The organism is Pseudactinotalea sp., from assembly GCF_048594945.1.
Lineage (GTDB): Bacteria > Actinomycetota > Actinomycetes > Actinomycetales > Beutenbergiaceae > Pseudactinotalea.
In genome coordinates this window covers 1-10,756 of record NZ_JBMDXJ010000321.1, presented here as the reverse complement: position 1 = coordinate 10,756, position 10,756 = coordinate 1, and the positions used below count along the sequence as shown (strand labels likewise).

At 70.2% G+C, this 10,756-nt stretch carries 11 protein-coding genes and 1 pseudogene; 8 read left to right on the top strand and 4 right to left on the bottom strand.

Annotated features, from left to right (window positions below; genetic code table 11):
- Positions 1 to 364: 364 nt before the first annotated feature.
- Positions 365 to 1,327, bottom strand: a complete 963-nt coding sequence (locus ACOJSN_RS14345) for a lactonase family protein (RefSeq protein WP_420113178.1) — start codon at positions 1,325 to 1,327, stop codon at positions 365 to 367.
- A gap of 76 nt (positions 1,328 to 1,403) precedes the next feature.
- On the opposite strand from ACOJSN_RS14345, the gene ACOJSN_RS14340 reads away from it, so the two are divergent.
- The 6 genes from ACOJSN_RS14340 (at position 1,404) to ACOJSN_RS14315 (ending at position 6,814) form a co-directional block, all read left to right on the top strand.
- Positions 1,404 to 2,171 carry an IclR family transcriptional regulator gene (locus tag ACOJSN_RS14340; protein WP_420113177.1) on the top strand — a complete coding sequence of 256 codons (768 nt, stop codon included), beginning with the start codon at positions 1,404 to 1,406 and terminating at the stop codon, positions 2,169 to 2,171.
- Positions 2,168 to 3,709, top strand: coding sequence for an N-acyl-D-amino-acid deacylase family protein (locus ACOJSN_RS14335; protein ID WP_420113176.1), 1,542 nt, complete (start codon positions 2,168 to 2,170; stop codon positions 3,707 to 3,709). The genes ACOJSN_RS14340 and ACOJSN_RS14335 overlap by 4 nt, the downstream gene beginning before the upstream one ends.
- A gap of 73 nt (positions 3,710 to 3,782) precedes the next feature.
- Positions 3,783 to 4,160, top strand: coding sequence for a RidA family protein (locus ACOJSN_RS14330; protein WP_420113175.1), 378 nt, complete (start codon positions 3,783 to 3,785; stop codon positions 4,158 to 4,160).
- Entirely contained in the window at positions 4,157 to 5,410 is a 1,254-nt protein-coding gene (locus tag ACOJSN_RS14325; protein WP_420113174.1) for an alanine racemase, read from the top strand. Before ACOJSN_RS14330 ends, ACOJSN_RS14325 begins: the two co-directional genes overlap by 4 nt.
- Before the next feature lie 13 nt (positions 5,411 to 5,423).
- Positions 5,424 to 6,326, top strand: coding sequence for an SDR family NAD(P)-dependent oxidoreductase (locus tag ACOJSN_RS14320; RefSeq protein ID WP_420113173.1), 903 nt, complete (start codon positions 5,424 to 5,426; stop codon positions 6,324 to 6,326).
- 23 nt (positions 6,327 to 6,349) lie between these two features.
- Entirely contained in the window at positions 6,350 to 6,814 is a 465-nt protein-coding gene (locus tag ACOJSN_RS14315; RefSeq protein ID WP_420113172.1) for a hypothetical protein, read from the top strand.
- On the opposite strand, the gene ACOJSN_RS14310 is transcribed toward ACOJSN_RS14315, so the two are convergent.
- Both ACOJSN_RS14310 and ACOJSN_RS14305 read right to left on the bottom strand, forming a co-directional pair.
- Complete coding sequence (locus ACOJSN_RS14310; protein WP_420113171.1) at positions 6,798 to 7,712, bottom strand: methyltransferase family protein; 915 nt, start codon at positions 7,710 to 7,712, stop codon at positions 6,798 to 6,800. The genes ACOJSN_RS14315 and ACOJSN_RS14310 overlap by 17 nt on opposite strands.
- A gap of 26 nt (positions 7,713 to 7,738) precedes the next feature.
- Entirely contained in the window at positions 7,739 to 8,953 is a 1,215-nt protein-coding gene (locus tag ACOJSN_RS14305; protein ID WP_420113170.1) for a Gfo/Idh/MocA family protein, read from the bottom strand.
- Between the two features lie 78 nt (positions 8,954 to 9,031).
- On the opposite strand from ACOJSN_RS14305, the gene ACOJSN_RS14300 reads away from it, so the two are divergent.
- Both ACOJSN_RS14300 and ACOJSN_RS14295 read left to right on the top strand, forming a co-directional pair.
- Positions 9,032 to 9,262 carry a LapA family protein gene (locus ACOJSN_RS14300; RefSeq protein WP_420113169.1) on the top strand — a complete coding sequence of 77 codons (231 nt, stop codon included), beginning with the start codon at positions 9,032 to 9,034 and terminating at the stop codon, positions 9,260 to 9,262.
- 373 nt (positions 9,263 to 9,635) lie between these two features.
- Positions 9,636 to 9,806 (top strand): hypothetical protein, encoded by a 171-nt coding sequence (locus ACOJSN_RS14295; RefSeq protein ID WP_420113168.1) that lies wholly within the window; start codon positions 9,636 to 9,638, stop codon positions 9,804 to 9,806.
- 152 nt (positions 9,807 to 9,958) lie between these two features.
- Here the strand turns inward: ACOJSN_RS14295 and ACOJSN_RS14290 are convergent.
- A pseudogene (locus ACOJSN_RS14290) lies at positions 9,959 to 10,756 on the bottom strand (ATP-binding protein); the annotation flags it as partial.

Genomic DNA, 10,756 nt, shown 5'->3' with positions numbered 1-10,756 from the left:
GCCGGTGGTCGAAGACGAGCTCAGCGGTGACCGAGACCTTGACTGGATCGCGAACGAGCTGGGGAGTCTGGCCGCCACACTGGCTGATACGACATGTCGGTTCCTGCTCCTGCTGGCGGAGTTCGATCAGCGGGCCGGCTGGCAGTCGCAGCAGGCAGTGGCTCCACGACCGCGGTGTGCACCGGCACAGCATGCCCCAGCACCGTGGCGAGCCTCCCACCCGCATCGGTGCTGGATCGGCGCCCGCTACCACTTGCGCTCCGGCCGCTGCCAGGTGGCGCGAGCGGCACCCGAGCACCGAGTCCGATCACCGCGACCCTGAGCGGGTCCGTCAGCTCGTCTGGCATGCCTGATCCTGACATGATCACACCACCAGCAGGCTGGTGGCATCCGGGACCGAGAGCCCTTCGCCCGCCGGCACCGGCAGCCCGCTCACCGGATCAGTGCGCAGCACAGCCACCGTGCCGGAGCGTTGGTTCGCTACGTACAGCAGGCCCCCCGCCACGGCAAGGTCCCAGGGCCACTGGCCGCCGCACGGGCTCTGACCGAGGAGCCGCGGCCGAGGTCCGAGCGAGAAGGTCGCGATCGTGTCGGGGCCGCGGCGCAGCACGTGACACCGCTGACGGTCGGCGGACAGCGTGATGGCCGAGGGAGAGCTGCCGCCCAGCCCGTCGGCACCGCAGGGCTCGACGTGCAGCACCTGCTCGGCGCCAAGATCGACGGCGATCAGGGTATCGGCGAGCTCCCCCACCACGAGTGCGAGCCCGTCGAGCACCACGAGATGCCGTGGCCCGGTCCCGGCCGGGACCCTGATCTGCGAGGCCGCGACCAACCGGCCCTCCTCGAGCCGGAACCGCCGCACGAGATCGGCTCCGAGGTCTGTGACGAGGACCTCTCCGTCGAGACCGCACCAGACCATGTGCGGGTGCGCGGCCTCCTGACGCTGCCGATCCGGGCCGGCGCCCTGCAGCTGCGCCACATCGCTGACCGGCCCGAGCGAGCCGTCGGCCGCGATCGGGTGCACCGTGACGAGGCCGCCGTCATAGTGTGCGGCGATCGCGTGCGCCCCGTCGGCGGTGACCGCCACATGGCACGCCAGCGTGCCCTGGCTCGAGTACCGCTCGCCCAGCGGATGCACACCATCGGCGTCACGGCTCCAGGCGGCCACGCCCTCTGGTCCAGCCGTGTAGATCACGCCACCACGACCCTCGGCGATCGCCACGGCCGACGACGACGCGAGCTCGCGCGTTCGGCTCTCGCCGGGATCGACCTCAACGAGCCGGCCAGGAGCTCCACCCGGATTCCAGGCGCCCACGATCAATCTCATCGACGCGAACTCTCGACAAACTCTCAATAATTGGAACGGCTGACCGCCTATGGGAAACCTATCGTACGATCGGCTCGTGGTCGATGACGGCGCGGGCGAGCGTGGCGCAGTGGGTGCCGAGCGCGTGCTCCTGTTGCTGCGCGCGCTCGCCGAGCACGGCGGGAGCGTCAGCCTGGACGAGCTGACCACCGCCGTGGGCGGCTCGAAGCCGACCATCCACCGCGGCCTGACGATGCTGACCCGAACCGGCCTCGCACGCCGCGATGACCGCGGCCGGTACTGCCTCGGCGACGACTTCCTGCGGCTCGCCTTCAACTACCACGAGCAGCATCCCGATCACATGCGTGCGCAGCCGGTGCTGAGCCAGCTCGCCGACACGTTCGGCGAGACCGCTCACTACGCTGTGCTCGATGGACGCCACGTGGTCTACCGAGGCAAGGTCGACCCACCCGGGGGTGCCGTGAGACTGACGTCCGTGATCGGTGGCCGCAACCCTGCGCACGCCACCGCTGTTGGCAAGCTTCTGCTCGCTCACCGCTTGAAGGATGCTGCCGCGATCCGCGCATGGGCTGACACGCGCACGCTGGAAGCCTGCACCGAGAACACGCTCACGGACCCGGACCTCCTCGCGCACGAGCTCGCTCGGATCAGGGTGCAGGGCCATGCGTCGGAGGACGAGGAGAACGAGCTCGGCATCGCCTGTCTCGCCGTCCCGGTCTGGTGGGGGCCCGGTACCGAGCCGAGCGGCGCCGTCAGCGTCAGCGCGGTCCGCTATCGCACGCCGCTCGCCGCTCTGCTCGAGCGGCTGCCGGAAATCCTCGCCGCCACGGGCAGCCGCTCGTGAGCATCGATCTCCTACTGCGCGGCGGCACCGTTGTGGACGGCTCCGACGCGCACCCGCAGGTCGCGGACATCGGTGTGCTCGACGGCGAGATCACCGCCGTCGGGGATCTCGCCGCGATCGTGGCCGGCGAGATCGTCGACGCCACCGGCATGCTCGTCATGCCCGGCTTCATCGATGCCCACTCCCACACCGACGTCTACATCGTCGACCCCATGGTCCAGCACGCCCTGCTGCGTCAGGGGGTCACCACGGTCATCACCGGCCAGGACGGCGTCTCGCACGCGGGCGCAGGGGCCGACGGCGGAGCCTGGGGCTCGCGGTACTTCGCCGGTATCAACGGAGTGGCCGAACCGGTGCCGACGCTCGCCGAGTACCGCAAGCAGCTCACCGGCAGGCTGCGCGTCAACACCGCGCACCTGCTTCCGCACGGGTCCATGCGCTACCAACGGGCCGGCCTGCGTGAACAGCTGGAGCCGAGCGAGCTGAAGGATCTCCGCGGCGACCTCGAGGCGGGGCTCGAGCACGGCGCCGTCGGGTTGTCGACCGGCCTTCACTACCTCCCCGGCATCTACGGAGACGTCGATGAGTTCGCCACCCTGGCCGCGCCGCTGGCCGCAGCTGGACGTCCCTACGTCACGCACATGCGCGGCTACGAAGCCGAGTCCTCGGTCGGCATGGCCGAGGTGGTCGAGATCGCGCGACGCACCGGCGTCGGAGCCCATGTCTCGCACCTGCACGGTCCGGCGACCCTGCTGCTGCCCGAGATCGCTGCGGCCGAGGCGGCGGGCGTCGACCTCACGTTCGACTCGTACCCGTATCTGTCCGGCTTCAGCCTGCTGACCGTTCCGTTGCTGCCCTGGGAGCTGCTGCGGCTCAGCCCGGAGGTGCTCGCCGAGCGCCTGTCACAACCCGGCGCCCTGGCGAGCATGCCGACCGGCTGGAGCACCGCCGTCGAGCAGGAGATCGACCGCATCACGCTCGCCGGCGTGCCTGGCCGCGCCGCCCTCGAAGGACTGACGCTACGAGCCGCTGCCGCGGCGCTCGACCTCGACCCCGCGACGATGGTGCTCGACCTGATCGCCTCCACCAAGGGAGCGGTGACCGCCGTCTTCGCCCAGCCCGCCACCAGCACGGAAGGCGACGTGCGTGCGCTGCTGCGCCACCCGGCGCACATGGGCGGTTCGGACGGGATCGTCGTCGGCGGGCATCCCCACCCGCGTGCCTGGGGCACCTTCGCCCGGTACCTCGCCCGGCACGTGCGTGAGCTCGGCGACTGGGACTGGGCGCAGGCCGCCGTCCATCTGGCTGCCGCCCCCGGTGAGCGCTTCGGCCTCGGCGGCCGCGGCCAGATCCGCGCGGGCGCACCGGCCGATCTGCTGCTGGTCGACCCGGACAAGGTCACTGACGTCGCGAACTACGACGACCCCCGCCGGCTGTCCGTCGGCATCGATGATGTCTGGGTGGGCGGCGTCCGCGTGCTGCGCGCCGGCGCCCTCACCGACGCCACCCCCGGCCGGCCCCTGACCTGGCACGGCTAGTTTTCACCGCTGATCCGCTCACTCTCCGATTTCACCGCACATTCGCTCGACTCCGACACGAGAGGTACCGACCATGCCCGAGACCCATGTCAGCCCCGACCTGCCCACGCCCGCGGGCCCCTACTCGCATGTCGCGAGCGCGCACGGCCTCGTGTGGACCGCCGGCTTCGGCCCGCAGGACCCGGCGACCGGCGACGTTCCCGAAGGCGTCGAGGCCCAGACCGCAGCGACTCTCGACAACGTGGAGCGCGCCCTCGCCGTCGTGGGGCTCGACCTCAGCGACGTCGTCAAGAGCACCGTGCACCTTGAGCACCTCAAGCGCGACTTCGCCGCCTTCAACTCGGTGTACGCCGAGCGGTTCGGAGACCACCGCCCGGTCCGCACCACGGTGGGGTCGGACCTTATGGACATCCTGGTCGAGATCGACGTCGTCGCCGCGCAGCGCGCATGAGGCCCCGCTACGCGCTCGACTGGCAGCACAAGGGCTTCCCTGCCACGGCCCACGGCCAGGAACCGAGCGAGCTGGCCGCTCTCGGCCTGAGGGTTCCCGACGATGTCAGCACCCCGTTCGCCGTGCTGCGTACGTCGGCGCTCCAGCGCAACCTCGAGGCGATGGCCGCGTGGTGTCGCGAGCGCAGGGTCGACCACGCACCACACGTGAAGACCACGATGTCGCCCGAGCTGATGCGCATGCAGCTCGAAGCGGGCGCGTGGGGAACCACGGCGGCCACCGCGTGGCAGGCCCGGGTGCAGATCGAGCTCGGCTCCCGCCGGGTGATGATCGCGAACGAGTGCCTCGACGAGCCCGGGCTGCGGTGGCTGGCCGAGCGCGTGCGCGACGACGACGGGCTCGAGGTGCTGCTCTTCGTCGACAGCCGGCACGGGATCGAGGTGCTGGAGCGCGTGGCAGCAGCGGTGGGCGGCACGCGCGCACTCGGCGCCCTCGTTGACCTCGGTGTGCACGGCGGTCGGGCCGGGATCCGTGACCCCGAGCAGGCCGTGCAGCTCGCCGAGCAGGTGGCGGCGGCCAAGGGCGTGCAGCTCGCCGGCGTGGGTGGCTACGAAGGCGTGATCGCGGGCGACCGCACGGCCGACGGGCTCACCGCGGTTCGCACGTACCTGCAGCGGCTGCGCGACCTCGCGCTGCGCCTCGCCCCGCTCGTGCAGCGCCCCGGCGGTGGTGTCGTGACGGCCGGGGGCAGCCTGTTCTACGACTTGGTCGCGGACGAGCTCGGTGGCCTCGACGGGATGCGGACCGTGATCCGCCCCGGCTGCTACCTCGTGCACGACCACGGCGTCTACGCCCGCAACACCGATGACGCCGACCACACCCGCCCGCAACTGCGCGCCGCGATGGAGGTGTGGGCGCGTGTGCTGTCGACACCCGAGCCCGGCCTCGCGCTCGCCGACGCGGGCCGCCGCGACATCTCCAGCGACGCCGGGATGCCGGCCCTGCTGGCTGTCGTCCGCGACGGGCGGCGCGAGGCGCCCGACCCCGGCGTCGCCGTCACCGGCTTCAACGACCAGCACACGTTCCTTTCGCTGCCCACCGACGGCCCGACGGCGGGACTCGTCCCACAGGTCGGCGACGCGCTGGTCCTGGGCATCTCACACCCCTGCACCACCATCGACAAGTGGCGCGCGATCGCCCTGGTCGACGACGACGGCACGATCACCGGTGCCGTCCACACCGTCTTCTGATCTCTGGAGAGACATGAGCCAGACCCCGGATCGGGTGGTCCTCATCACCGGCGCGGCCGGCGGTATCGGGCGCGCACTGGCCCGCCGGTTCGCTGAGCCGGGCACGGCGCTGGTGCTGATCGACCGCGACAGCGACCGCCTCGAGGTGCTGCGCGGCGAGTTAGACGACGTCCCGGTGATCGCGGATGCCCTCGACATCACCGACGAGGAGGCGGTCGAGGACCTGGTGACGCGGGTCGAGAACCGATGGGGCGCCGTCGGCGTCCTCATCAACAACGCGGCCTACGCCTATGACGAGGATCTGCTCGACACCACGCCGCAGCGGTGGGACGAGCAGGTGGCGGTCGCGCTGCGAGCGCCCTACCTGTGCAGCCGCGCGGTGCTGCCGGGTATGCAGCGGACCGGCACCGGCGTGATCGTCAACATGGCCTCCGTCAACGCCCGGCAGTACTTCGGCAACGAGGCCTACAGCGCCGCCAAGGCGGGCATCGAGTCGCTGACACGCAGCATCGCCGTCAGGTATGGACCCGACGGCGTTCGATCCGTCGCGCTGGGAATCGGCACCGTGCTCACTCCTGGGGCGTGGGACTCGCGCATCGAACGCGATCCGGACATCGTGGAGCGGCTCACCCGCTGGTACCCGGCCGGTCGGCTCGGCTCACCTGACGACATCGCCGAGCTCAGCCACTTCGTGGCCTCGGATGCCGCATCGTGGATCACCGGCACCACGATCATGATCGACGGCGGACTGACCGCGGGGAACAGCCAACTGGCTGCAGACGTGCTCGGACGATCCCCGAGACGCCCTCTGGCGGCAGACGACGTAGCTGACCATCGCGAGCGCACCCCGATCGACGCTGACGGGGCGTCAGAGGTTCGGCGGGACCGGGAAGCCGACATCGGCGAGATCCGCTGAGCTCGACGCCGTAGGCTGCCGGCGTGGAACTGTGCTGGCAGGTCGACCCGGAGACGATCTACCGCGATCTCGAGGACTGGGCGTGGCTGCCCGGGCTCACCGACCTCCGCCCGGTGATGGTGACCGTGTTCGCCGACGTCATCTTGCAGGGAGCGGACGGCTACTGGTTCCTCGACACCATGGAGGGTCACCTCGCTCGCGAGTGGCCCGACGCCGCTGCCGTCAATGCCGCGCTGGGCACGTCGGAGGGGCAGGACCAGTTCTTGATGGGTGGGCTTGCGCACGCCGCCGCCGCGGCAGGTGTCGAGCGGCCCACCGGTCAGGTCTACGTCCTCACGCCGCCACCCGTCGTCGGTGGGTCGTTCGCCGTCGAGAACATCATGGCCATGGAGCTGCCCGTGGCGCTCTCGCTCTCAGGTCAGCTGCACCGACAGCTCACGGACCTGCCTCCTGGGACGCCGATCACGGGCGTCACGACGAGCGACTGAGCCGCGGCACCCAGCAGCGCACGCTCGCGCGATACCGCTCGTAGGGCTCGCCGAACCGCTGGAGCAGGTCGGCTTCCTCGACCGGCCGGATGCCGACGTGCCAGGCAAGGGCGCCAGCGAGCGCGGCGATGACCATCGTCCACGTCCCGAACCACAGGCCCGCACCGATCGACTGCACCACCCCGGCCGTCGCCATCGGGTTCCGCACCCAGCGATAGGGCCCAGCGAGGACGAGCTTGCGGGCTGTCTGCGACGGCAGCGGCGTCCCCTCACCGCGGCGCGCCATCGTCAGGCAGGAGGCGAGCCCCAGCGGGCTGGCCAGCAGGAACAGCGCGGCGCCGACCGCCGGCCACGGTGCCGCCGACAACGCGTCCCACTGCACTCGCAGCCGCCCCTCGAACAGTCGCAGCAGGACCGGCAGCACCCCGAAGAACCCAGCCCAGAACACGAGGAGCTGGAACAGACTGGCGGCAACATGCCGCCGTCGAGAACGCTCGGGCGCCTGCCGGAAGCCGAACGGCCCGATGAAGAACCACGCGGTCGGCATGCGGCCGGAACGCAGCGTGAGCGTGGCGGCGAGCGAGCCGACCGCGGCAACCGCCATCAGCAGCACACCCCAACCAGCGGCACGCTCGGCCAGCCCATAGGCCACCAGGCCGACACCGAGGAGCCCGGTCCACGCCGTCGTCACCCCCGCGACCCGCCAGCTGGAGCGAGCAGCGGCCAGCGCGGACCCGCCCACGAAAAGCAGCAGGTCCGGACCCACCAGCCAGCGCGGGTCCCACGATCCCAGCGTCCAGGAGCGCACCAGGTCGGAGGTGAACACCGCTACCCACCAGGCCGCGCCGGCGGCGGCTTGCAGCGCGAGGTACGCACGCGCGAGCGTCAACTGGCTCACACGGCGCAACCCCAGGGAACCACTGGTCACCAGGCGGGCGCGGGCCCATCGCCGAGGTCGGGGATCTCCAGCCGCGCGCCGCCCTGCTTGGCGGATTCGTACGCGACCACGCCGGGCAGCGTGAACCGGGCGGCGGTCCACGCGTTCACTGGCGGCTGCGTCTTGGTGGTGACGGCGCGCACGAAATCATCGGCGAGGAAGTGGTGCGATCCCTCGTGCCCGTTGTGGGCGCCGTCGAACTCCTTCGGCAGGCGGGAGGAGTCGTGGACCTTGGCCAGCCCGGAGGAGAAGCTCTGCATCAGTGCGGGGTCGACGTCGCCGAAGCCCTCCGGGACCTGACCGGCCTTGGTGTAGAACTCCTCGCTGATGTCGAGCGTGGCGCCCTTGGCGTAGTCCTCGCCCTCGGTCTTGACGCTGAAGGTGGCACCATCACCGGTCTGCTCCATGACCGCCTCGGTGCCGTAGAAGCGGAACCGCGACTCGTGACCCTTCCAATAGCCGACGCGACGGAACTCGTTGGTGCGCATCGCGCCACCGTCGGCGAGCTGGAACAGCGCGGTCATGTTGGAGAACGTGTTGCCCCACTTCGAGACCTCCGCGTCGAACACACCATCGCCGCGGTCGTCCTCGATGCCGATACAGCTCACGCTGGTCGCGTATGTGGGAAGGGCGCCGAGCACGCCGCCGATCGCGTGCGTCGGGTAGAGCATGGGCGGGTAGCTGGCGGTCGACTTCCAGGAGTCGCCGCCGCTGTACTGATACGCGGCATAGAAGCCGTTGTCCATGTCGTGCACGTAGTCGCCCTCGGAGTAGAAGACGCGCCCCAGCTCGCCGGCGGCCACCTTCTCGCGCGCCCACACCACGGCGGGGTTGTAGTAGCTGGTCTCCCCCATCTGGTAGATCAGCCCGCTCCGCTCGACCTCCGCCACGATCGCCGTGATCTCTTCAGCGGTCATCGCCATCGGTACCGACGAGTAGACGTTCTTGCCGGCGCGCAGCGCCTTGAGCACCATCTCGCCGTGCGTCCAGCGCTGCGTGAACACCGCCACCGAATCGACGTCGGAAGCGATCAACTCCTCGGCGCTGGCGAACGACCCCGCCAGCCCGTACTTCTCCACGTGCTCCGCCGCCCGCTCAGGGACGAGATCGCAGACGTAGACCGCCTCCACGTCCGGGTGGAGCTGCCACAGCGAGATGAAGCTACGCGCGAACTGACCTGTTCCGATGACACCGATCTTCATACGCTCAAATGTACTGGATAGAACGGGTTACTCGTGTCACCTCTTGTGGCGGCACACCGACCGCTGGTAGAACGCATCATGGCGAAGACACCGTCCTCGGACAGCAAGGTCAACGCGAGGGTCATCGGAGCCGCACTCCTGGCCGCGCTGGCCGTGACCTTTATCTTCCAGAACGCCGGCACGGCCCGGGTGCAACTCCTGTTCTGGACCCTCGCGCTCCCCGGCTGGATCTGGCTGCTGCTGATCTTCCTGGCTGGCGTTGCGGTCGGCTCGATCTTCCCGTGGCTGCGCCGCAAGAAGAAGGGTTGACTCAGGCGCTGGCACCGGAAGGGCCAGGCACGCCAGATAGCGGGTTCTCCGGACCGATCCGTGGGTCGGAGTCAGCGGGTACTGGTTGGCCGTTGGCACTCGCCCTGCAGGGCTGGCGTGCCGTTGATGCCAGTTCCTCAACACCAATCGCCCACCACCGGGAGCCACGTGCCGTTGATGTCACTTCCTCAACGCTGTGCCTCGCCCAGTCACGCTTCCGCCCGGGAGGGAGCTCCCGAGAGGATTCCGTGACGAAGGTCGCGGTAACGCCGCGTCCGCAACCACGCCCCACGGATCAGTCAGGAGAGCCGGATATCCACAGGCCTGTGGGTGCGGCGGGCGAAGGTGGCTGCGGGCTCCCTGCCGTTGCACAATGCCGGACCCGAGCAACGGACCGCCCCATCCCCACGACGCCCTGTTCCAGAAGGCCATCCGCGTTCCGAGCAATGCCGCCTCGGTTCTCGCGACCGCGCTGCCGCTCCAGGTGTCCGCCGGGCTCGAACAAGGCCGCGCAGACACTCTGCGGCGGTTGCTGACGCGCTGATTCGAAGGCCTCTCCCGTGCGCAAGAGTTGACGATCAGCCGCGCGAGCGGTGAGCGGCTCGACATCTGGATCGACCGCATCCTGACCGCCGCCTCGGGCTGACGACGTCCTGGCGTGCGCCTCACCAGGTTCGACACGCGGCACCGGCACCCTCAGGCGCTGGCGCGCAGGTAGCGGCCGAAGTGGGGGACCGTGAACGCGATCTTCCCGCGCTCGCCGGAGTAGATCAGTCCCTTCTTGAGCAGCGCGTCACGTGCCGGCGAGAGCGACTGCGGTGTCCGATCCAGAACCTTGGCGACGGCGGAGGTCGGGACTGCGTCAACCTCACCTTGGTCGCTGGTCGCCTCCAGCGCGACGTCGGCCATGGCGCGGAGGTACTCGCGCTCGGCCGGGGTGGCGCGCTCGTAGCGGGAGCCGAAGAAGCCGACCGCCAGCTCGACCTCGGCCTCAGGTGCAGCCACGCGAACATCGTCGGCGGTGATCGGAGACCGAGGCGCGACAGCCCACGCGACCTTGCCGTAGGCCTGCACGAAGTAGGGATAGCCGGCGGTGCGCTCGTAGAGCGCGGCGAGTGCGCCGTCGTCGAACTCCGCCCCCTCCTCCGAGGCGGGCACGCTCAACGCGAGGTCGGCGGCTGCCCGATCGAGCCGGTCGATGCGGGTGTACCGGAACAGTCGCTCGCTGTAGGACTTCGAGGCCGACAGCACCGCCGGCAGGTGCGGCAACCCAGCGCCAACCACGATCAGCGGCAGACCCGACTGGGACAGCTCGTGGCACGCCGCGCAGAGCGCGGAGACGTCGTCGGGCTCGAGATCCTGCATCTCGTCGATGAAGATGGCGACGCCCTTGCCCGCGTCAGCAGCCAGGCCGGCCACGTCGGTCAGCAGCTCGACGAGGTCGATCTCGATGTCGCCGGAATCGGCGCGGCCGGTGGTCGCCGGCACGTCGAT